Here is a 21,633-nt window from a genome sequence, read left to right on the forward strand (position 1 = left end):
GGGAGTCGGCTAGCGGAGCGACTGAGCCGAGTTACGCACTGATCGTACACCGGTCGTGCGAGTCGGGATGCAGTGACTGCAGTCAGTACGACAGCGCCCATACATTATACCGATGGACATGGTACGGGGGGGAGTGACCGTGACCGAAACGCAGGTAACGTTGATCCAGATCGACAACTACGGGCCGTGGACGGTGTCGCCATCGCCGAGACGGGAGCCGGACTTGCAGACGCTTCAGTCCCGGCTGTACGCGGACCTCTCACAACTCGTCGCCCATTACGACGGCTACGTGTTTTCCACGCGATTCGATAACATGATCGCCGTCACCAACGGGATCGACCTGGCGGGTCACCGACGCATTCAGACTGCCGTCCGCAACCGCTATCCCGTGACGGTGAGCCTCGGTGTCGCCACGGGGACCTCGCCGCGGGAGGCGGTCGGCGAGGCGACGGCGACGCTTCAGGCGGCCGGGAGTGCCCAGGACAGCGACCGGACCGAAATCCTGCGTGGCGAGCCGCTGTGCGAGGACGGGTCGGTCCAGATTGCCCACTTCGACGTCAACGACGCGACGGGCCGGTACACCGACGAACTCAACGCGTTCGACGTGTTCCGCCACATCGACCGCGGGTATTCGGCGCTGCTCGAGTACATGTACGACGCCCACGACTCGCTGTCGTTTTTCATCGGCGGTGACAACGTCATCTCGGTAACGCCCAGCCTCGACCGGGCGGCGTTCGCCGAGACGATCGATCACGTCGCCGAGACAGCGGGGATCGAACTCAAAGTCGGCGTCGGCCGCGATCTCACCGCCGGCGACGCCGGCATGGCTGCCAAGGAGGCACTCGAGCGCTGTCGGAACCGAGGGACGCGCGTCGAAATCGGCACCGGTGAGAGCGCGGGGAGGGCATAATCCGATGGCGGCCCAGTCGGTGTACTTCACGGGGCCCCGCGAGGTCGACGTTCGGGAGACGGCGGTCCCCGACCCCGGCCCGAACGAACTCGAGGTGACAGCGACGGTATCTGCCATCAGTTCCGGAACGGAGCTGTTACTCTACCGCGGCGAGATGGACCCGGAGATCGCCGCGGACGAGACGCTCGAGGCGCTGTCGGGATCGTTCTCCTACCCGTTTCCGTACGGCTACGCGGTCGTCGGGACGGTGACCGCCGTCGGCGCGGACGTGGACCCAGCGTGGCGCGGCGAGACGGTGCTCGCCTTTCATCCCCACGCCAGCGAGTTCGTCGTCGGGGTCGACGAGGTAAGCATCGTCCCGGCCGACGTGTCGCCCGCGGCGGCGGCGTTTCTCCCGAACGTCGAGACGGCGGTCAACCTGGTTCTCGACGGGGGGCCGCGCATCGGCGAGCGGGCGGTCGTGTTCGGTCAGGGCGTCGTGGGGCTGTTGACGACGGCACTGCTGGCCGAAACGCCGCTCTCGTCGCTCGTGACCGTGGACTGCTACGAGGAGCGACGGCAACTCTCGACGGCGTTCGGGGCGGACCGGAGCCTCGATCCCGACGGACCGGACCCGATCGCGGCGCTCCACGAACGGACGACAGCGCCCGACCGACCGGGGTCGCCGTCCGGGCGATCCGAACGGGAGCAGTCCCCACGTCGGGCGGACCTGACCTACGAACTCTCGGGTAACCCCGCGGCACTCGACGCCGCCGTCGACGCGACCGGGTACGGAGGCCGCGTCGTCGTCGGGTCGTGGTACGGGACCAAGACGGCCGAACTCTCGCTCGACGGGCGGTTCCACCGGAGCCGCATCCGGCTGATCAGCAGCCAGGTCAGTACCATCGCCCCGGAACGGCGCGGACGCTGGACCGTGGCACGCCGGCTGGCGACCGCGTGGCGACGGCTCGAGGGCCTCGAGACCGACCGGCTGGTAACCCACCGCGTCCCGATCGCGGACGCCCCGAAGGCCTACGAACTGCTGGACGAGCGCCCGGACGAGACCGTGCAGGTGTTGTTGACGTACTAATCCCCGCAACCCGTTCGACTGTGCTCCGTCGGACCGCCGAATCGTGCTCGCCTCGTCCCACCCCAGATTTTAGTTGACATACGTGGTCCAACGGTGTATGTATACGGTAACAGTCACCCGCGATTTCGTCGCCCAACACTGGCTCACGGTCCCTGACCCCGGTCCCGAGGGAGCCCTCCACTCCCACCACCTGACGGTGGAAGTCGAGGTCGAGGGCGAACGGCTCGGCGAGTACGGCTACCTCGTCGACATCGACGACCTCAAAGCGGTCGTCGACGCGCTGGTCGACCGCTACCGGGACGCGACACTCAACGACCTCCCGGAGTTCGAGGGACGCAATCCGAGCGTGGAGCACTTCTCGCGGTGCTTCGCCGAGCGAGTCGCCGACGGCATCGAGACCGACCGTCTCGACGCCGTCGCGGTGACGACGTGGGAAGAGGACGCGGCGGCCGCCTCCTACGCTGCGAGCGTCTGATTCGATGCGACTGGGAGTGATCGTCTACGACGGACTCGAGGAAACGTCCGGCGGCTATCGCTACGATCGGCGGCTCGTGGCGGGACTTCGCGACCGGGGCCACGAGGTCACGGTCGTCACGATCCCGAGACGGCGCTACGGGGCGAACCTGATCGATAACGTCTCCAGGGATGTCGCCGCCGAGTTGGCCGCCCTCGAGGTCGACGTACTGTTACAAGACGAGCTCTGCCACCCGTCGCTCATCCGGCACAACCACCGGTACGACGACGCCACGCCGATCGTCTCGGTCGTCCACCACCTCCGATGTCGGGAGCCCCGCACAGCGTGGCGAAACGCGTGCTACAGGGCGATCGAGCGACGCTATCTCGAGACCGTCGACGCGTTCGTATACAACAGCGAGACCACCCGGGAAACAGTCGAGGCGCTCGTCGGACCGACGCGGGGCGTCGTCGCGTACCCCGGCGGAGACCACGTCGAGACGGATCTCACGCGGGCGACCATCCGGACGCGCGCCCACGACTCCGGGCCATTGCGACTCGTCTTCGTGGGGACGCTCGTCGAACGGAAGGGGCTCCACACGCTGCTCCGGGGACTGGCCGCTCGCCCGGCTGACGAGTGGACCCTGACAGTCGTCGGCGACCCGACGGTCGATCCGGCGTACGCCCGGCGCATCGGCCGGCTGATCGATGGGCTTGGCATCGCGGAGTCGGTTACGGTCGCGGGCCGGCAGCCCGACGCGGCGCTGGCGTCGACGCTGCGTGAAAGCCACGTCCTCGCCGTCCCCTCCGGCTACGAGGGGTTCGGCATCGTCTACCTCGAGGGGATGGGGTTCGGGCTGCCGGCGGTCGCGACAGCCGCCGGCGGCGCGAGCGAGGTCGTGACGGACGGGAAGACGGGGAGACTGGTTCCGCCGGGCGAACCGCGGGCCGTGGCAGCGGCGGTCGGGTCGTTCGCGACGGATCGCGAGCGCCTCGCCGAGATGGGAGGTGCCGCCCGGGACGCCTACGACGCACATCCGACCTGGGACGACACCGTCGACCGCGTCGCATCGTTTACGACTCGACTCCGCGACGGCGGGAGGGTATCCCCATGACGTCCGGAGTTACGCCGCCGCGACTCGAGGAGGGTAAAGCGTGACCGAGCCCGACCGCTACTCGTTTCGGCGCTATCTCGATGCCAAGCGAACCGTCGACCGTCGCGCCCGGAATCGGCGTGTCGAGACGGCGTTTCGCCGTTCGCTCGCGGCGGTCGACGAGCCCGTCGAACTCTGCGAGATCGGTGCCGGGACGGGGACGATGATCGAAACGGTCCTCGAGTGGACGCCCGACACCGAAGTTCGATATACGGCCATCGACGCCGACCCGACCCTCGTCGACGCCGCGACGGACCGCATCGCCGACCGCGCGGCGGCTCGGAACCGCGATTCCGATCGCTCGGGCGGGCCAGTACGCATCGACCGCGACGGCGCGGCGTTCGAGGTCGAGTTCCGTGCGGAAGACGCGCTCGCCCACCTCGCGGCTCACGCGGGAACCTACGATGTCGTCGTCGCCCAGGCCTTCCTCGATCTGACGGACGTACGGGCGGCGCTGGAAACGGTCGCTGACGGGCTTTGCCCGGGCGGGGTCGCCTACTTCCCGATCACGTTCGATGGCGTGACATCGCTGTTGCCGCCGGTCGACACCGATCTCGAGGATCGCATCGAACGGCGGTTTCACCGCCGGATGGACACGACCGAGAAGGTCGGTGGCGAGACTGGTGACAGCACCGCCGGCCGCCACCTCCTCACGGCGGTCCCGGCGACCGGCGGCCGGATCGTCGCGGCCGGCGGCTCCGACTGGGTGGTCCGGCCGACCGACGGCGGCTACGAGGGCGACGAGGCGTACTTCCTCCATCACATCGTCGATACCATCGAATCCGCGCTCGTGGCCGACGGGGCACTAGCCGCCGAACGAGTGCGCGCGTGGGCGGCAGCTCGTCACGAACAGGTCGACGCAGGAGCCCTCGTCTACCTCGCCCACCAGCTAGACGTCCTCGCCACGTGGCCGGGAACGGCGTAGTGAGCGATTCGCGCCAGCGGCGGTCCTGGCCCGGTTATACGGCAGTCGACCTCGTAGCTCGAGCTATGCACTGGACCCGGCGACGCGATCTCGAGGGCGGCAAGGAACTGGGCATCTGGCTTCTCGTCGACGACGAGGGCACGGTCGAAGAGGAACTGTACGTCGAGAGCCACGAGTATCGCGGTGGCGGGTTCGACGTCTACACCGCAACTCCGGATGGGGAGTGGACCCACGAAGGCGAGTTCGAGGACGCCAAGGCTGCCTTCGAACGGGCGCTCGACGCGATCGACGAGAGCCCCCATCCGTCAGCGACCCCGTAGTCGGCCGGGGCCGAGACGCGACCGCTATTCGAACTTCTCGAGCAGGGCCCCGTAGAACGCGCTGTCGTGTTCGCCCGCTAATTTCTCGACGATCAACTCCGGCGTCGACCGCGCGAGGTGGTCTTTGACCGGCGAGCGGTTCACCTCGAGTTCCCCATCCACGAGTCCGACGGCTTCGATGCCGTCGACGGTCACGTCGAAGTCGGCCATCTCGCGGATCTCGTCGGCCAGATGCGAGACGAACACCGCCGTCGCCCCGTTCTCGGAGAGCGCTTCGAGGATGCCCGCGATGATCCTCGCCGACGCGCCAGGTTCGGTGATGCTCTCGAGTTCGTCGACCAGGACGAGCGAGCCCTCGCCGCCTTGTGCGAGGTCGGCGAACTCCCGGACGGTCGACTCGAACGCCCCGGCGTCGAGCGTCCCCTGGGTTTTCGCGTGGTAGTGCAGATCGTCGAACCGCCGCAGTCGAACGCGCTCGGCGGGGACGGGCAGCCCCATGTGTGCCAGTATGACCACGCTCGCGACCAGATCCAGCATGGCGGTCTTGCCACCGCTGTTGACCCCCGAGAGCAGAGCGACGCCCGAGACCTCGTAGTCGACGGGATCGATTCGCTCGAGCGGTTCGTCGAGCACGGGCGAGCGACCGCCTTCGATCGCGAAACCGACCCCTTCGGCGCTCTCGGCTCCGATATCGCCCGGTTCGACGACCGTCGGCATCGTACACGCGAAGTCGTCTGCGAAGCGGGCGATCGCGAGTTCGACGTCCAGTTCGAGGGCGTCACGGACGAGCCGACGCGCTCCCTCGCGCCGATCGGCGAGGTCCGCCGCGAGGTCGCGTTTGAGCCTGCCCGCGCGCCGTTCCTTGGTTGCCGTCAACTCCTCGCGCAGTCGGCCGAGCACGTCCTCGTCGCGCTCGACCGGAAACGTCGGCTCGTCGCTGAACGCGCGGCGGGCGATCTCGCTTTCCCCCTGGTCGAGATCGAGCGCGTCGACGAGGTGTTCGCGGGCCGCCGCGACCGCGCGGGCGTACTCGTCGGCGAGTTCGCGGGAGAGCAACGAGTCGACGCCGGCCCCGCGCTCGACCAGCGACAGCAGGTCCGAGCCCTCGATCGTCACGTCCTGTTCGCGGATCGCCTCCCGAAGGTGATCGTTGGCGACGCTCTCAGCCGCACTCGCCGCCGCGTCGAGGTCGTCGATCGCCGTCGTCAGCCGGTCGAGTTCGTCGTCGCCCGCGACCGTCCCGTCCTCCGTCAGCCGCGCGAGACCGTCCTCGAGCGCCGCGAGATCGCAGGGTGCCTCGAGATCGGCGGCCCGGTGGACCGCGATGGCGGCCTGCAGTCGATCGCGGTTGCGCGCGAAGAAAGCAAGCGGCCGCTCGGGGACCACCTCGGCCGGGGTCTCGAGGGCGTCGGGGCGGACCTGTACGTCCCCGTCGATAGTGACGCCGGCGAAGGACTCGTCGAGGGCGATCACCGTCGAGTACCCCCGTGCGAGTTCGGCCAGCCCCTGTGCGTCCTCGACGACCTCGACGGAAAGTTCCGGAATCGCCTCGCGGGCCTCGCTGTAGCGTTCGGCGTCCGCCGTCGCCAGACACCGCTCGCGAACCCGCACGTCGCCCGGCTCCCGAAGCGGTGCCACTCCCTCGAGCGCCGCGAGCACGTCGGGATCGGGCTCGCGCTCGAGGGCCTCGCGGGCGAACGCCTGCACGTCCGCGATGCGTGACCGGCAGGGGCTCGGATAGATCGTCGCGAGTCGCTTGGCGGCGTAGTCGGTGACCGTCCGCGCCTCGAGCAACGAGCGGACCGTCCGGTAGACCTCGCGGGCGCGATCGGTCGCGAGGAAGCCGCCGGGATCGTCGTGCTCGAGTCGGATCGCGCCGCGGGCGATCCGGGCGGCCCGGCCCTCGGAAATCCCCGGCGCGGTCGCGATCGTCGCCACGTCGCCCGTCCGCAGCGCGCGCTCGGGATCGTCGAGTTCGGACAGCGCTCGGGCCGTCTTCTCGCCGACGCCCGGAATCGACTCGAGGTCCATGGTCTCGAGGTGCGTATCAAACCGAAGCGAGAAAAACCTCCCGCCCGGGCGTTTCGTGACCTGCGCGGTAGCTCGGCACATGATGATTGGTGTCGACCGCCACAGCAGTCGGCGCTGTCGGCGCTCGGCGAGCCGATCCGCCCGGAGCGGGTGCGTGTTCGGTGAGCAACACGCGCTGACGGCGTTGTCGCACTTTTATACGCCCCCACGTCGCCCATTCGAGCATGCAACCGAAACGACAGCCCGGTCCGGTCGACGCGACCCGGCGGCATCGAGCGCGACCCGCCCGCGACTCGAGGCGGCTCTCGAAGGAGCGAACGCATGGAGTATGAGCGATCCGACATCGCAATCGACCGCCTCGAACTCTTGCGGACCTACGGCTACGGGCTCTGTATGGGTGCCGCGGACGCCCTCCCGGGCGTTTCGGGCGGGACCGTCGCGCTCCTGCTTGGCTTCTACGGCCGGCTGATCGCCGCGGTCACCGCGCTCACACCCCGCCGAGCGATCGCCGTGCTCCGTGGCTACCGCCGCGAGCGCCGGCCTCAGGCGCGGGAAGCGCTCCTCGAGATGGACCTGCAGTTTCTGGTACCGCTGGGCGTCGGCGTGATCACCTCGGTCGTCCTCATCGCCGAGGTGGTCTCGTCGCTCGCGGAATCGAACCCGATCGCGATGTTCGGCTTCTTCACCGGGCTGATCGCCGCCTCGGCGATCACGCTCGGCCGGAGCCTCGCGTTCGACTCGCCGGCCCGTATCGGTGCCGCAGTCGTGGGGACGACGCTCGCATTGTTGGTCGCTGCCGATGTCGTCCACCTCCCTGGCAGCGGGCCCGTCGTCATCGTCATCGCCGGCGCGATCGCGGTCAGCGCGATGATCCTGCCCGGGGTGTCCGGCTCGCTGCTCTTGATCCTGTTTGGCCAGTACGTCTTCCTCTCGAGCGAGCTGAGCGCGTTCGTCCACGCGATCAGCGATCTGCTCAGTGGCGGCTCGGTCGCGGCCGTGATCGATCCGGGAACGACCGTCGCCCTGTTCGTCGTCGGCGGCGCTGTCGGTCTCGTGACGATCGCCCGCGTCGTCCGCACCGCGCTGGCTCGCAACCGCGGGCTGACCCTCGTCTTTCTGGTGAGTCTCATCGCCGGCTCGGTCCCCGCTCCCCTGCATAACATCGGCGAACTGCACGCCTGGACAACGGAGACGATCGCGCTGACGGCCGCGTGGGGCGCACTCGGCGCGATCGCTCTGTTCGTCCTCGAGTACCTGATCGGCGGGTTCGAACCGGAATAAGCGGTCCCGTTCCGGGCTCGTTAGCGAGTTTCGGAATCAGTCGCCGAACGCGGCCGATTCGACGTGGTCGTTCGCGAGGGCAACCGCCGTGAGGCCGTCCGCGACGACAGCGACAGCGGCTGTCATCTCCCTGGCGATGGCGGAACTATCGTCGAAGCGGACCATCGGGGCGCGTACGGATTCGCCGATCGGTCGGATCGTCGCCGCGAATAGAAACGCGCATCCAAAATAGAACCGCGTTTCGCGCGGCGAACTCACCATTGGTAGAATGTGTGGACTTCCGTCCGATAATATTGCTCGTTGCGATACGAACGTAGCGCTAGAGTCGGTATCAGTGATCGATGGACACCGACGTCCCGCCCGAGTGGACAAGCGAAGTGTGCCGGACGTACACCCCGGCCGACACGGATCGGGAACTGCAGTATCGGACGTATCTCCACGAGTCAGGGGATCTGCGACTGAAGGTCGCGCCCGCCGCGCTCGACGGCGAGGCGCATCCCGGCTACGCGCTGACGGCGACGAGCTATCCGGGACTCGATCTCTCCGAGACGGTCCGAGTGAGAACCGTCCTGCTGTTCGAACGGTGTACCCGGATCGCCGGCGATTTCATGGAACTGTTCTCGGCCAGCTACGACGGCCCCGGCTCGCTCGAGGACGCGCTCGATTACGCCTACGAGCGGACCCGCGAGCACCGGTGACCGACGGCTCGAGCGCGGTCGCAAGTCGCCTGCCGGCGTCCGCGAGACACCGACTCGAAGGCGTCTCACTCGATTTCGAGCGTGTCGCCACCGCCGTCTGTCCCGTCGGTCTCGTCCCACTCGAGTTCGAACTCGACGCTCAACTCGCCCGGACCGTCGGCCGGGCCCTCGCGTTCGACTTTGACCTCGAAGGTGGGCCGGGTGGGCGGCTCGAGCGTCACGGAGTCGGCCCCCGCTGTGAGCGTGATCGACTCGCCGTCCTCTAAGTTGTCCGCGACGCGACGGAGCAACGACGCGATCTCCGCTCGGCTCCGGTCGGTTTCCGATTTGAAGAGTACTTCTTCGGGCATAGGAGACAGTACGATCCGTGAACTGATAAAGACACGCTCGAGCAATCGAGTCGATCGCACCGGGCGCTTCGTCGGCCGACACGCGCTGTTGCACCCAGTCGATGACGGAGGGGGCCTCGCCGACGCCGATGCCGAACGCCTCGACCATCTCGCCGTCCTTGCGGGCGCGCATCCCGTGCGGCCGATATCGGCGGTCATCGCCTGTCCGCAGTCCGCGGCACACCGGAGGAGTGCATCTTGATCGTACCGACGTCATCGGGCAACTCGACGTTCTCGTTGACCCAGCGCAGCATGCGGGCCAGCCGCGCTTTCGTCTCAGTCAATGCGATCGAGCAAAATTCCGTTTCCGTGCAGGCCATCGCGCCGCGCTCGAAGGAGTTCGGTTCGGCGGGGTACGTCTCGAGCAGGGGACCTGCCTCGACGAACTCCGCTGCTTTCCCGTAGAGCGGATCGTCCGAGATGTTGCGCAAAACGGAACCCGACTGGAGCGCGACTACTCCCGCCCGACCCACTTGAGGATCAGCAACGTCCCCTCGAACAACAGGATCATCGTGACGGCGACGAGGATGGGGGCCATCATCGTCGGATCGATCGTGAACATAAACGAGAGGCCGGCGAAGGCCGCCCAGAAGTACAGCCGCTTCTGGGCCAGCCAGCGACGGGTCGTCACGCCCAACATGATCGCCAGCATGATGAACAGCGGAATCTGGAAGACAATGGCGAGAAAGCCGGTCAACGTGATGATCAGATTGAACGTATCACCGAGCGCGTACGCGATCTCCGCGCTCCCCTCTGCGTAGTACGTGAAGTACTCGAAAAGCAGCGGCAACACCAGCACGTACGAGAACACCATCCCGCCCGCCGCCAACACGACGCTCGTGGGCACGGCCGCGAGGTAGTACTTGCGCTCGTTGGGGTACAGTCCCGGCCGCATGAACAGGTAACACTCGTAGACGAACGCCGGCAACGCGACCATGATCCCCAACAGTGAGGAGATCTTGATCCGCGTCAACCACAACTCGAGCGGGTTGTAGAGGTGCGGCGGCGGGGCGTTACCACCCTGTGGAAAGACGTTGAACCAGACGGAGACGATGGCATCGGAGGCCCACAGCAGGCCGATCGCCGTCCCGCCGGCGCCGAACAGGAGGACGACCGCCAGTCGGAGCACCATCTCCTCGATGTGGTCCGCCAGCGGCATCTCCTCGTCGTCCGGCGGCGTCGAGATCCCGCCGATATCGTCGTCGCGATCGGGATAGGTCGGCTCGGGGTTGTGCGGATCGCTGACGACGCCTTCGCCGTCGGTCTCGAGACTGGGGCCGTCCGCGTCGTCGGTCTTGGTCAACCCGTCTCCGGAGTCGGTGGGGTCGGAATCGGAGCCGGACGCGACTGACTGTCGCTCGTCAGGGTTATCACCCGGCTCTCGGGGGCCCTCGACATCGCGGTCGTCCGGTTCGTCCGACATCTACAGGATATTGATAGGCCGCTGGTTATAGGCCTTTTTCTTACGGACCCCCATCGAAAAGCGAGAAGGTCGTTCGAGCGGCCCTCGAACCGGGTACCCACTCGAAAGGTTGATAACTGGATGTCAGTTACCGTGTATCCAATGAGTTCTGCCGTCGACGAGGACACTGCCAAGGCCCTCAACACCGGCCGGGAGACGATCGGTGCACTACTCTCGGGTGCCCAACAGCACCTTCAGAAGGTGTTTATCGTCTTTCTCGTTGGCTTCGTCGGCTCCTTCTACGCGCTGCGCGTGGTCGTCTGGGACTTCCTCAAGGCGACCGCGAAGGCCAAGATGGGCCAGCAGGTCGCCGGCTCGACCGACGTCATCACCCGGACGCCGTTCGAAGTGATCCTGCTCCAGGCGAAGATCGGCATGGTCACAGGCATCATCGTCGCGATCCCGGCCTTACTCTTTTTCTCTCGGAAAGCGCTCCGCCGCCGTGGCTACACCAGCGCCATTCCGATTTCGAAGGGCTACATCGCCGGCTTCATCGCGATGGCACTGTCGTTGTTCATGGCGGGCGTCATCTACGCCTACAATATCTTCTTCCCGTACGCCTTCGGGTTCCTCGCGAAAAACGCCGTCAGCGCCGGCATCAAACCCAGCTACGGTATTACCGAGTTCACCGAGTTCATGGCGCTGCTGACGCTGTCGTTCGGCCTCGCCGCCCAACTGCCGCTGTTGATGGGCGTGTTGTCCTATACCGAGATCGTTCCCTACGAGACCTTCCGCGACAAGTGGCGACACGCCGTCGTCGCAATCGTCATCTTCGGGGCCCTGTTCTCGCCGCCGGACCCGTTCACGCAGGTCATGTGGGCGATGCCGATGGTCGTCCTCTACGTCTTCAGTCTCGGGCTGTCCAAGGTGGTCACCAACGTCCGCCGGCGCGGCGCGGCGAAATACGCCGGTACGGGGACGAGCCACGTTAAACGCCGTCTCCTCCAGTTCGGCGGCGTTCTGGCCGTCGTCGCTCTCGGAACCACCGCCGCGGTCAACCAGGGCGGCTTCGGCTACCTCCGCGAGTCGGTCTACCCCACGTTCCCGTCGTGGCTGCGACCCAGCGGGACGACCGGCCTCGAGACGATGGCGATCGAACACGGCCTCCTCGGGGAAATCGGGGTCGGGCTGGTCGTCGCTGCCGGCGTCGGTTTCGTCGTCCTGCTCGGCTACACGATTCACGTGCTCCAACAGCCCGTCTACCCGCGACAGGACGACATCCGACGAGCGAGCACCCACGAAGATGTCGACTTCGAGACGCTCGCGGTCGAGGACATCGAGGACGTGTCGACGCAGGTCTTCCGGACGATGAGCGAGGACCAGGCCCTCGAGTACTCCCGGCAGGCCATGTACGACGACGATCGAGCGAAAGCCCAGGCGATCCTCGATCGGTTCGATACGGTCGAGGAGATGGACGACGAGTCGGCGGCGGCAGCGGGAGGCGCGGCCGCGACGGGAGCGGCGGGGAGCCAGGAGGACGAGGGTGGCCTCGTCGCGAGCACCGCCGCCGGCATGCTCGATCCGTTCACCGAGGACGAGACGAGCGAAGACGACATCGGGGGCTACGCCTACGACATCGCCTTTATCTTCAACAGCCTCACCTCGAAGGTGTTCCGCATCGTCGGGCTCTTCATGGTCGTCATGGGGGGGACCTTCTTCTGGCTGTACTCGGACGGCCTCGGGAATATCCTCAAACTCTTCCTCGATCGTGTTCCCCGGCACGTGCTCGAAGAGGTCGTCGGGAAAGGCGTCGATCCGAGCACGCTGACCCTCTCCGAACTTATCGAAAAGATGGATATTGTCATCGCCTTGAATCCAGTCGAAGTGCTCATTTTCGAGGCGAAGGTGAGCGCCCTTGCTGGTTTCGTCGCCGCGTTGCCCGTAATCCTGTTTTATGCCTGGGAGCCAGCCAAGGAGCGCGGCCTGGTCTACGGCGACCGTCGCACGTTCATCGTCTGGGGTGGCGGTCTGCTGGCCGGCTTCGCCGTCGGAACCTACCTCGGGTTCTTCTGGGTCGCGCCGTCGATCATCTCGTATCTGGTTTCCGACGCGCTCGCCAACAAGATGGTCGTCTCCTACCGGATCAAGAGCTTCTTCTGGCTCGTGATCTTCACCACCGTTGGCATCGGCTTCCTGTTGAACATCATCGTCACGATGGCCCTGTTCCACGTCGGCGGCATCGTCAGCTACCGCTCGATGCTCGAGCGCTGGCGGCCGGTTGTGGTCGGCATCTTCGTCGTCGCCGCCTTCTTCAGTCCGAAGGGGATCCTCATGATGTTGCTGTTCGCCATCCCGATCTCGTTCACCTACCTGCTCGGGCTCGCCGTCCTCTACGTGCTGACCGCCGGTGGACGGCTGTTCGGCGGCGGTGGCGGATCGGCAGCCGAGGCCGACGCCGACGCCGAAGACGCCGGCGTCGCTGCCACGGAGTAACAGCCCGCACGCCGTCTGTGAAGATCGGCTCGAGGTGCGGCCGATCGGGGCTTTTCGTTCGGTCTTATGGCCCCTGAGATGGAGCGCTCGAGCGACCGCTGGCGCAGTGGCGGGAACGGACGGTGAAGCCGGCTGCCGAATCCGTGTGAGTGACTACTGTTAAGTCGGCGACTTGCGAACGCTCAGCCAGACTGATGCCCAAGATCAGCGTCGAAATCCCACAGGAACTCCTCGACGATCTGGACGATCACGTCGGCGACGACGGCAAGTTCGTCAACCGCAGCGACGCGATTCGATCCTCGATCAGGAAGAATCTGGATATCTTAGACGAGATCGACAAACGACACGACCGCCTCGAGGAGGACGTATAGTAGTTTCAAGCCACATTTGATATTCCCGAACCACAGTAAAATCCTGTCGCCAACCATAGCCATATAAATCAGAACCATTAAAAAATAGAATAGGGAGAAGATATAAATGAATAGCTATAGTATACTTTAACGTAGATGTCGAAAGATAACTTGAAGATCGAGGCTTCAAGGAGAAAAGTTCTTCGAACAATGGGTACAAGCGGTGCAGTAGCAACCGGAATAGCAGTTTCGTCCAATACCGTTTCTGCTCGTTCAGAGTATGAATCAGAGCTTCAAAAACTCGAACAAAAATACGACTCTAAACAGTCGATCCAACGAGCAATAGATGAACATTCACTGGCTACCCTTCAATTACTCTCGAAACACGATATTATTGACAAGCCGTCATCTTCATCGTTACCTCTTGGACAGTCAATCAATATCGCTGATGTAGAATCGGCACAGAACAGAGACGGTTTTGCTGTTACGTCAATCGTTGAAGATGGAGAAGCGACAGGATTCATCGCAATTTCACATACTACTGACGACCGTGACCTCTCGTTATACGTTCAACCCGAACGGGAGGAGTCCTATGCGTATGTAAGAGACGATGAGGGAACGAAATTGTTCCAATCAAAATCGAGAGAGGATGAACCAAGTGAATCATCCGAAGACGGCACTGTAACGACGTTACAAGACTGTTCAGAAGTGTGCTACGAGTCAAGATGTACAAATAGAGATTGCTATGTTATCTGGAATGTAGGTGTCGACTATAAGTGTTGTGTGGATGAAAACGGGAATGAAGAATGTAACAGAACAGGAAGTTCCGGCTGCCAATGTGGAGATCGAAAATGTGAGTAATACTGTTAAAAGTCGCTATCACATATTACAAACCAATTATTTTATTGTCCACATACAGACAGTATTAGAAGTTATGTTTTGTTGAGTCGCTGGGCGAACCCGAAGTTCGGCTTGACGTCTTCGACGCGTACCTCGACCGTGTCCCCTTCGTCGGCTCCGGACACGAACAGCCGGTAGCCGTCGACGGACGCGATGCCGTCGCCCTCGTCTCCGACGCTTTCGATTTCGACCTCGAGTTCGTCGCCCGACCGTACCGGGGCGGTGAGCCGGCCTTTCCCGATGAAGTAGACCTCGGATGACTCGTCGCGGCTGGCCTTCGGCGAGGTCGCGCGGACGTACTGGAACTCCGCTTCGGCGTCGGCCCGGAAGTCGTCGACGTCCGGCCCTTCGAAGACCTTCACGACGAAGTCACCGCCGCTGTCGAGGAGTTCGTCGGCGGTTTCGAACGCCTGCCGAGCGAGGTGGAGCGAGCGGGCCTGATCGAGCGAGTATTCGCCGGACATGTTGGGTGCCATGTCCGAGATGACGGCGTCGACGGAGCCGTCGGCGGCGTCGACGACCCGCTTGCGGGTCTTGTCCTCGGTCATGTCACCGCGGAGTGTCTCGACGTTGTCGTGGTCTTCGAAGTCGTCGATCCGCTGGAAGTCGACGCCGATGACGTTCCCTTCCGGGCCGACTTCCTCGGCGGCCACCTCGAGCCACCCGCCGGGCGCGGCCCCGAGGTCGACGACCGTGTCGCCGCGGTCGATGACGTTCTCGAGTCGGTCGAGTTGTTTGAGCTTGTAGGCCGCTCGGGAGCGGTACCCCTCCTGTTTGGCCTTGTTGTAGTAGTGATCGCGCGTCATGGCTCCCCGCCCGGCGTTCGCGTCGGTTTCGGTCTCCTCGTACTCGAGTTCGCGTCACTCATACACTGAGAAATGCGTCGTGCGGTGAAAGGGCTGACGCAACTCGCGTGCGCGGCCGGAAAGCGAGTTGCGCCGAGGGGTCGGCAGCCCGACCGGGTCTCAGTCGTTGCGCAGAACGAGCCGTCCGAACGCGCGGCTGGGCTCCTCGGGGACGAGCCACGCCGGCACCGCACGCGTGAGAACGACCATCCCAGCCAGTTCGACGAGCGTCTGGGTCACGACGACCGCAGGCACGAGTTCGTAGCCCGCCGGCAACGCGAGCGCGAGGGGTAACACGACGAGCGAGTTCCGCGTCGTCGCCGTAAACACGAGCGCGCGGGCCTCGCCGGTCGCCATTCCCAGACGGTTGGCCACGAACCGGCCGAGCAACGGCATCACGACGAGGAACGCGACGTAAACGGGGACGACCGACGCGATGCGGCCGATCGAATCCTGCACGCGGGGCAGTTGCGACGCGATGACGACCAGCAGCGTCGCCGCCATCATCGGGACGGGCAGCCAGCCCATCGCCGACTGGAAGCGACGTCCCGGTCCGGCGCGGGCCGCCCACACCTCGGTCAGCCACGCCAGCGCCAACGGCAGCCCGATGAGTGTCGCGAAGGCCTCCACGAACGGCCCGGGATCGACGATGTCGGCGATCCGGCGGCCCATGAACAGCCAGAGATACGCCGGTAACAGGAGTAATTGAACGAGCAACAGCGCCGGCGTCGCGGCGGTGATCTGCTCGGCGTCGCCGTCGGCAAGGTCGGTAAACGCGATGACGTAGTCGATACACGGCGTCAGCAACACCATGAACGCGCCCACGAGGAGGACGGGCTCTTGCGGGAGGAGTCGAGTCAGCCCGTAGACGACCGCCGGCACGACGAGGAAGTTCATCCCCAGGGCGGCGGCCATAAACCGGCCGTTCGTGACGGCCCGACGGAACCGGACGAACGGAATCTCGAGGAAGGTCACGTACAAGAGAACCGCCAGTACGGGCGTGATGAGTCGCTCGAAGAACGACGCGGCGGCGGGCCTCCCGAGTCCGATCCCGAGCGCGAGGAGAACGGCGACCGCGTAAACCGCGATCTGGTGTCGCTGGAGCCAACGCGGACCGATCATGTGACGTGGATTCGGTCGTGAGAGTGAAAACGCCGCGGTCTCCGTGCGATGGGGGACCGTCCGATGGGAGCCACTGACCGTCGCTGCACACCTGATCGGACGACAGTCCGACGATCGGTGTGAATCGTTTCAGTGGCTACTATATAGTCTCGCCAACCGTCCAGACGGGCCGCGACTCGAGGCGGCGCGGTCTACCGGTCCGCCGCCGATCACGAGTCGAGGGCGACCACGAGCGAGGCCGCGCGTAAAGGGTGGCTTTTTATGTCGACCGTCCGTACGCCGACCTATATGTTCAAGGCCATCGTGAGCGCCGAAACGCTCACCAGCGCGCTCGATTCGGTGAGCGTGTTGGTCGACGAGTGCAAGATCCACCTCGAGGAAGACGGGCTGGAGATCCGGGCCGTCGATCCGGCGAACGTCGGGATGGTCGACCTCTCGCTCGATGCGGCTGCGTTCGAGTCCTACGAAGCGGACGGCGGGCTGATCGGCGTCGACCTCTCGCGGCTCGAGGATATCGCTGGCATGGCCGATTCCGGCCAGCTCATCCAGCTCGAACTCGACGAGGAGACCCGCAAGCTCCACATCCAGATCGACGGGCTCGAGTACACGCTCGCGCTCATCGATCCCGATTCGATCCGCCAGGAGCCGGACATTCCGGACCTCGATCTACCCGCGGAGGTCGTCCTCGAGGGCAACGATGTCAACCGCTCGGTGACCGCCGCCGACATGGTCTCCGATCACATCGCGCTCGGCGTCGACGAGACCGAGGAGTACTTCTACGTCGACGCGGAGGGCGACACCGACGACGTCCACCTCGAACTCACCCAGGAGGATCTGATCGACCTGCAGGTCGGCCCGGCTCACTCGCTGTTCTCGCTGGACTACCTCAAGGATATGAACAAGGCGATTCCCAAGGACACCGAAGTCACGCTCGACCTCGGAGAGGAGTTCCCCGTCAAGATTTACTTCGGGTTCGGTGAGGGGAAGGGACAGGTCACGTACATGCTCGCACCGCGGATCCAGAGCGACTGACGAACGCGCCACGCGAGCAGTAGCGCCGATTTTCTCGCGAAAGTGTGCCCGTGCCGGACGAAATGCACCAGCGGTATTCTCTACAGTGATTAATATACTCCCAGTGACTACTTTAATTAGTCATATACCTTCCGGATTGCATACTTTTATTGCTTTTAGTAATGTCGATTGCTACTCGCAACAATGATGGACGGTTCCAGCCGACCGACCGTGTTCGTGGTGCTGATGACGCTGTTGCTGGTGACGTCACCAGTCGTCGCGGCAACGGGAAGCCTCACGGATGCGAGTGCCGAGGCGGACGGAGACGCGCTTACGGTTTCGGACGTACAGACACAGTCAGGAGCGGACGTTCGGATTGCATCCGAGCTCGAGCAGTCAGCGGCCGCGGCGGACACTGTCGAGGTGTTCGTCCGCATGGATGCCGCGGTCTCGGAGTTCGCAACCGCAACTGACGCTGCGAGCGCGACCGCGCTCAAGCGGGAAGCAGCCGCGACACAGCGGCCTCTCGAGACGTACGCCGACGGCGTCGATGGCGTCGAACTCGTCACCGAGTTCTGGCTCACGAACGCGGCCCTCGTCGAGATCGACACGACGCGGGTCGATCTCGAGGACCTCGCGCGGGTCGACGGAGTGATCGAACTCCACCCGAACTACGAGGTCGAGGTCGGCGAGCCGAACGTGACCGACGGGTCACCCGCCGACGGCGAGGTCACGTACGGCCTCGAGCAGGTGAACGCGCCCGCGGTGTGGGAGGAGTTCAACGCGACCGGTGAGGGCGTCTCGGTCGCCGTCGTCGACACCGGACTCACGGCGTCCCACGAGCAGTTCGCGGACCGGAAGGACGTCGCGGACAACTGGGCGGAGTTCGACTTCGACGGCAGCGAAATCGAGAGCAAGCCCTACGATCGGAACGGGCACGGTACCCACGTCGCCGGGACGATCCTGGGCGGTGACGCCGACGGCCAGCGGATCGGCGTCGCACCCGACGCGGAGCTGATCCCGATCGGCGTCTTCCCGGGGATGCCCGACCGGGAGTCGACAACGCTTGCAGCTATCGTCGCCGGACTGCAGGAAGCGGTCGAGCAGGACGCCGACGTGGCGAACTTCAGCCTCGGCGGCAGCGGGTTCGCAGGGATCTACGTCGACGCGATCCGAAACGCCCAGAAGGCGGGGACGCTCGTCGTCAGTTCCGCCGGCAACGACGGGCCGGCGTCCGAAGGAACGCCGGCGAACGTCTACGACGCGCTGGCGATCGGTGCGACGGACGCGAACGAGCAGATCGCCGACTTCTCGACCGGTGGGACGGTGACCACCGACGAGGACTGGGGCCCGATCGCGCCGGACGACTGGCCCGAGTCGTACGTGACGCCGGACGTCTCCGCGCCCGGCGTGGACGTCCGGAGTTCCTACACCGGCGGCGACGACGCCTACGCGGAGTTGTCCGGCACCAGTATGGCCGCGCCACACACCAGCGGGGTGGCCGCACTCCTGGCCGCGCAGGGTGCCGACGATCCGGCTGAGATAAAAGCACTTCTCGAGGAGACGGCGACAAAGCCGGCACCCGACAGGATCAGTAAGCAGGTCGCCGCCGACGCGAAGGCGGTGAGCGACGCGCAGTACGAGAGTCTGTACACCGACACCGAACGCGACGTCCGGTACGGGTACGGCATCATCGACGCGTACGCGGCGTCCGCAGCGCTGGCGGACGATAGTCGGATCGAGGGAACCGTTGTCGACGGCGACGGGACCCCGATCACGGATCGCGCGGAGGGCGTGCCCGACGGGAGCGGCCCGTCAGTCACGGTCGACGACGCGGGTCGGACACAGTACGCCGCCGACGGAACCTTCGCGTTCGACGTGACCGAGGGCCGATACAACGTGACCGCTGCCGGTGCGTTCGGCTACGAGAATGCGACGGCCACGATCGATGCGAGCGGGTCGGTCGAACGGGATATCGTCCTCGACGAGCAGTTCGCTCTCGAGGTCGTGCAGGGACAACCCAGCGAACTCGAAGCGGGACGGACGGCCGACGTTGCGGTCGACGTCGCCCACGCGGAGGCGCTCACCGTCGAACTGAGTAACGAATCGACGGTCGACGAAGCGAACGTGACCGTCGATCTCGTCGGCATCGAATCCGACGTGCTGGGCGACACCGTCACGTTCGACGAACCGCTGACCGCGACGCCTGCGACGCTCGAGGTGACCGTCGACGGCGCGGACACCGCGGGCGAAACGGTCGTACTCGAGCACACGTTCGTCGGGAGCGACGGGACGACCGAAACGGTCACGACTGGGCCGACGACCGTCGTCACCGAGGTCACGGAGGCTGACCCCCTCCGAATCGTCGAGACGGACATCGTCGATGAGGCGCTGGCCAGTGAGCAGATCGCACCGGGTGAAGTCGTCGTCAAGAACACGGACGATGACGTCACCCAGAACGGCACCGTGGTCTGGAAGACGCCGATCGGGGACTTCGCGTCCGAGGAGTTCGAACTCGAGCCGGGCGAAACCACGACGTACAATCGCACCCTCTCGTACGGTGATGGCACGCCGACGCCGTGGTCGTACATCGCCGACACCGGCGAGACCGTCGATCACCGGTTCGTGCTCCTCGACGGCACGCTGGCACCGATCCAGAAGGAGGAGTTCACCACCGAAATCGTCGGCGGCGAACTCACGGGGACGGTAACCGACGCGGACACGGGCAGCCCACTGCCCGGCATCGAGGTCACGGCGACGAACGGCGACGGACGAGTCAGTACCGTCACCGATAGCGACGGGGAGTACGCCATCATCGTCGACGCGCCCGGCGAGTGGACGGTCACTGCGAACGCGACCAGCTACGGACCGGCGAGCACGACGGCCCGGTTCAACGAGGATCTCGACCCGGTCGAACGGAACCTCACGGTCGGCAGCGATCCGACGTTCGAACTCTCGATGGAGGGTGGGAAGGTCTACTCCGTCGGGCTGCCGGGCCCGGTGGAAGGTGGCACTGTCGGTGACGTCGTTCCGAACGGGACCCACGCCATGGTCTTGATGTACAACGAAACGACGCAGGGCTGGGAGCAGCCGAGCCGGGACGACGAAGTCGAGCCGCTCGACGCGCTCCTCGTGAGTCCGGTCGAAGACACGACGATAACCGTCGAAATGGCCGGGACGCCCGGTACCGGTGACGGAGTGACCGAACCGCGCGACATCAAGCGGGGCTGGAACTTCGTCGCGCCGCCCGTCTACGACGACCCCGAGGACGCGTTCAGTCACGATTCGGACGCCATCCGGAGCGTGACCCGGGTTCAGCGGGCCCCTGACTCGAAGATGGTTCCCGAGAGCGAGTTCGACGGCATCGAACTCTTCGACGAGACTACGAACGCAGTCAGTCCCTTCACCGGCTACCTCGTGTTCGCGACTGAGGACGGCCAACTCGAGCCAACCGTCGCCGAGGGAACGACGCTCGACGCGGCCTACGAGGACCTCGAGATCGACGCCGAGCGACGAACGGGAACCGTCCAACGGCGCGCCGACGGTGCGCCCGTCGCAGGGGCAACCGTTCATGTGGAGAACACCACCGTCTCGGCGACGACCGGTGCCGACGGGACCTTCACGCTCCCGGCCCTCCCGACCGCTGTCGAACAGGAGGTGACCGTCACGGCCGAGGACTTCGAACCGAAGACCGTTCGGCTGGACGAGACTGACACCATCGAACTCGAGTCGGACGCCTTCTTCGAGATCACGGCTGTCACCGTGAACGAGACGGACCTCGACGTCGGCGACGAGTATACGGTCACGTACGAACTCGAGAACCGGGGCACCGAACGGGCGTCACAGATCGTCGACGTCGAGTTCGGTCCGGGTCTCGAAGACGGGAAGCGAGCACGGCTGACCGACGATATCGTCGCGATCAATAGTACGGTCGTCGAACTCGAAGCCGGCGAGACGACGACGCTCGAGATCACGGCCGAAGTCCTCGAGGAACAGGCTACCGGACCCAGTCGGATCGGCGTCTTCACCGCGGACGACCGCGTGATCCGAACCGTCACGGTCACCGACGAGACTGCCGGTGGGAGCGAGCTCGTGGCACCAGCGAGCGACCGATCCATCTCGCCGACGCCGAGCGCAGCATAGTCCGGTCGCCGCTCGAGTCGCGGCCGACGCGGGGAGGGCCCGCGTTCGAGCGGCGGCCGGATTCGAGGCCGATTCACGGACGCGGACTCGAGTCCGGATGGAACGACGGCGCGGGTCCTTAATAACGTTACATAGAA

The 21,633-nt window shown here is 65.2% G+C and carries 18 protein-coding genes and 1 pseudogene; 13 read left to right on the plus strand and 6 right to left on the minus strand.

What is annotated here, in order from left to right; all coding sequences use genetic code 11:
• Window positions 1–139 precede the first annotated feature (139 nt).
• The 6 genes from C486_RS10440 (at window position 140) to C486_RS10465 (ending at window position 4,831) form a co-directional block, all read left to right on the plus strand.
• Window positions 140–910 carry a GTP cyclohydrolase IIa gene (locus C486_RS10440; protein WP_049888479.1) on the plus strand — a complete coding sequence of 257 codons (771 nt, stop codon included), beginning with the start codon at window positions 140–142 and terminating at the stop codon, window positions 908–910.
• Between the two features lie 4 nt (window positions 911–914).
• Window positions 915–1,979 carry a zinc-dependent alcohol dehydrogenase gene (locus C486_RS10445; RefSeq protein ID WP_049910414.1) on the plus strand — a complete coding sequence of 355 codons (1,065 nt, stop codon included), beginning with the start codon at window positions 915–917 and terminating at the stop codon, window positions 1,977–1,979.
• A 97-nt stretch (window positions 1,980–2,076) separates the two neighbouring features.
• Window positions 2,077–2,454, plus strand: a complete 378-nt coding sequence (locus C486_RS10450; protein WP_008455893.1) for a 6-pyruvoyl trahydropterin synthase family protein — start codon at window positions 2,077–2,079, stop codon at window positions 2,452–2,454.
• A 16-nt stretch (window positions 2,455–2,470) separates the two neighbouring features.
• Complete coding sequence (locus C486_RS10455; RefSeq protein ID WP_008455895.1) at window positions 2,471–3,547, plus strand: glycosyltransferase family 4 protein; 1,077 nt, start codon at window positions 2,471–2,473, stop codon at window positions 3,545–3,547.
• A gap of 40 nt (window positions 3,548–3,587) precedes the next feature.
• Window positions 3,588–4,511 carry a class I SAM-dependent methyltransferase gene (locus C486_RS10460; RefSeq protein WP_008455896.1) on the plus strand — a complete coding sequence of 308 codons (924 nt, stop codon included), beginning with the start codon at window positions 3,588–3,590 and terminating at the stop codon, window positions 4,509–4,511.
• Between the two features lie 65 nt (window positions 4,512–4,576).
• A complete protein-coding gene (locus tag C486_RS10465; RefSeq protein ID WP_008455897.1) occupies window positions 4,577–4,831 on the plus strand; it encodes a hypothetical protein in 255 nt (84 codons plus the stop codon).
• A 24-nt stretch (window positions 4,832–4,855) separates the two neighbouring features.
• Here the strand turns inward: C486_RS10465 and C486_RS10470 are convergent, their stop codons facing one another.
• Window positions 4,856–6,862: a MutS-related protein gene (locus C486_RS10470; protein ID WP_008455898.1), complete on the minus strand. Its 2,007-nt coding sequence runs from the start codon at window positions 6,860–6,862 to the stop codon at window positions 4,856–4,858.
• Between the two features lie 321 nt (window positions 6,863–7,183).
• On the opposite strand from C486_RS10470, the gene C486_RS10475 reads away from it, so the two are divergent.
• Together C486_RS10475 and C486_RS10485 are read left to right on the plus strand one after the other, a co-directional pair.
• Complete coding sequence (locus C486_RS10475; protein ID WP_008455899.1) at window positions 7,184–8,143, plus strand: DUF368 domain-containing protein; 960 nt, start codon at window positions 7,184–7,186, stop codon at window positions 8,141–8,143.
• Window positions 8,144–8,484: 341 nt separating this feature from the next.
• A complete protein-coding gene (locus tag C486_RS10485; RefSeq protein WP_008455901.1) occupies window positions 8,485–8,841 on the plus strand; it encodes a hypothetical protein in 357 nt (118 codons plus the stop codon).
• Window positions 8,842–8,906: 65 nt separating this feature from the next.
• On the opposite strand, the gene C486_RS10490 is transcribed toward C486_RS10485, so the two are convergent.
• From C486_RS10490 to tatC, 3 genes and pseudogenes are all read right to left on the minus strand, one after another.
• A complete protein-coding gene (locus C486_RS10490) occupies window positions 8,907–9,191 on the minus strand; it encodes an amphi-Trp domain-containing protein (protein ID WP_008455902.1) in 285 nt (94 codons plus the stop codon).
• 34 nt (window positions 9,192–9,225) lie between these two features.
• Window positions 9,226–9,607 (minus strand): annotated as a pseudogene (locus C486_RS20205) (ferredoxin--nitrite reductase); the annotation flags it as partial.
• 77 nt (window positions 9,608–9,684) lie between these two features.
• A complete protein-coding gene (gene tatC / locus C486_RS10500) occupies window positions 9,685–10,653 on the minus strand; it encodes a twin-arginine translocase subunit TatC (RefSeq protein ID WP_008455904.1) in 969 nt (322 codons plus the stop codon).
• 141 nt (window positions 10,654–10,794) lie between these two features.
• Between tatC and C486_RS10505 the strand changes: the two genes are divergently transcribed.
• The 3 genes from C486_RS10505 to C486_RS21000 all read left to right on the plus strand — a co-directional run bounded on the left by C486_RS10505 (window position 10,795) and on the right by C486_RS21000 (window position 14,336).
• Window positions 10,795–13,125, plus strand: a complete 2,331-nt coding sequence (locus C486_RS10505; RefSeq protein WP_008455905.1) for a twin-arginine translocase subunit TatC — start codon at window positions 10,795–10,797, stop codon at window positions 13,123–13,125.
• A 194-nt stretch (window positions 13,126–13,319) separates the two neighbouring features.
• Window positions 13,320–13,496 (plus strand): hypothetical protein, encoded by a 177-nt coding sequence (locus C486_RS10510; protein WP_008455907.1) that lies wholly within the window; start codon window positions 13,320–13,322, stop codon window positions 13,494–13,496.
• Window positions 13,497–13,631: 135 nt separating this feature from the next.
• Window positions 13,632–14,336 carry a hypothetical protein gene (locus C486_RS21000; RefSeq protein ID WP_152419158.1) on the plus strand — a complete coding sequence of 235 codons (705 nt, stop codon included), beginning with the start codon at window positions 13,632–13,634 and terminating at the stop codon, window positions 14,334–14,336.
• Between the two features lie 71 nt (window positions 14,337–14,407).
• Here C486_RS21000 and C486_RS10515 read toward each other — a convergent pair whose 3' ends face one another.
• Together C486_RS10515 and C486_RS10520 are read right to left on the minus strand one after the other, a co-directional pair.
• Window positions 14,408–15,181, minus strand: a complete 774-nt coding sequence (locus C486_RS10515; RefSeq protein ID WP_008455908.1) for a 23S rRNA (uridine(2552)-2'-O)-methyltransferase — start codon at window positions 15,179–15,181, stop codon at window positions 14,408–14,410.
• 159 nt (window positions 15,182–15,340) lie between these two features.
• A complete protein-coding gene (locus tag C486_RS10520; protein WP_008455909.1) occupies window positions 15,341–16,342 on the minus strand; it encodes an arsenic resistance protein in 1,002 nt (333 codons plus the stop codon).
• Between the two features lie 288 nt (window positions 16,343–16,630).
• Between C486_RS10520 and C486_RS10525 the strand changes: the two genes are divergently transcribed.
• Entirely contained in the window at window positions 16,631–17,374 is a 744-nt protein-coding gene (locus C486_RS10525; RefSeq protein ID WP_008455910.1) for a DNA polymerase sliding clamp, read from the plus strand.
• A gap of 183 nt (window positions 17,375–17,557) precedes the next feature.
• Window positions 17,558–21,496 (plus strand): S8 family serine peptidase, encoded by a 3,939-nt coding sequence (locus tag C486_RS10530; RefSeq protein ID WP_241432494.1) that lies wholly within the window; start codon window positions 17,558–17,560, stop codon window positions 21,494–21,496.
• Window positions 21,497–21,633 lie beyond the last annotated feature (137 nt).

Source organism: Natrinema gari JCM 14663 (genome assembly GCF_000337175.1).
Lineage (GTDB): Archaea > Halobacteriota > Halobacteria > Halobacteriales > Natrialbaceae > Natrinema > Natrinema gari.

What these genes read in the sequence shown, in the direction of transcription:
- C486_RS10445 (WP_049910414.1), top strand. Translation starts at nt 915, where the DNA reads ATGGCGGCCCAGTCGGTGTACTTCACGGGGCCCCGCGAGGTCGACGTT.
- C486_RS10450 (WP_008455893.1), top strand. Translation starts at nt 2,077, where the DNA reads ATGTATACGGTAACAGTCACCCGCGATTTCGTCGCCCAACACTGGCTC.
- C486_RS10465 (WP_008455897.1), top strand. Translation starts at nt 4,577, where the DNA reads ATGCACTGGACCCGGCGACGCGATCTCGAGGGCGGCAAGGAACTGGGC.
- C486_RS10470 (WP_008455898.1), bottom strand. Translation starts at nt 6,862, where the DNA reads ATGGACCTCGAGTCGATTCCGGGCGTCGGCGAGAAGACGGCCCGAGCG.
- C486_RS10475 (WP_008455899.1), top strand. Translation starts at nt 7,184, where the DNA reads ATGGAGTATGAGCGATCCGACATCGCAATCGACCGCCTCGAACTCTTG.
- C486_RS10485 (WP_008455901.1), top strand. Translation starts at nt 8,485, where the DNA reads ATGGACACCGACGTCCCGCCCGAGTGGACAAGCGAAGTGTGCCGGACG.
- C486_RS10490 (WP_008455902.1), bottom strand. Translation starts at nt 9,191, where the DNA reads ATGCCCGAAGAAGTACTCTTCAAATCGGAAACCGACCGGAGCCGAGCG.
- tatC (WP_008455904.1), bottom strand. Translation starts at nt 10,653, where the DNA reads ATGTCGGACGAACCGGACGACCGCGATGTCGAGGGCCCCCGAGAGCCG.
- C486_RS10505 (WP_008455905.1), top strand. Translation starts at nt 10,795, where the DNA reads ATGAGTTCTGCCGTCGACGAGGACACTGCCAAGGCCCTCAACACCGGC.
- C486_RS10510 (WP_008455907.1), top strand. Translation starts at nt 13,320, where the DNA reads ATGCCCAAGATCAGCGTCGAAATCCCACAGGAACTCCTCGACGATCTG.
- C486_RS21000 (WP_152419158.1), top strand. Translation starts at nt 13,632, where the DNA reads ATGTCGAAAGATAACTTGAAGATCGAGGCTTCAAGGAGAAAAGTTCTT.
- C486_RS10515 (WP_008455908.1), bottom strand. Translation starts at nt 15,181, where the DNA reads ATGACGCGCGATCACTACTACAACAAGGCCAAACAGGAGGGGTACCGC.
- C486_RS10520 (WP_008455909.1), bottom strand. Translation starts at nt 16,342, where the DNA reads ATGATCGGTCCGCGTTGGCTCCAGCGACACCAGATCGCGGTTTACGCG.
- C486_RS10525 (WP_008455910.1), top strand. Translation starts at nt 16,631, where the DNA reads ATGTTCAAGGCCATCGTGAGCGCCGAAACGCTCACCAGCGCGCTCGAT.
- C486_RS10530 (WP_241432494.1), top strand. Translation starts at nt 17,558, where the DNA reads ATGATGGACGGTTCCAGCCGACCGACCGTGTTCGTGGTGCTGATGACG.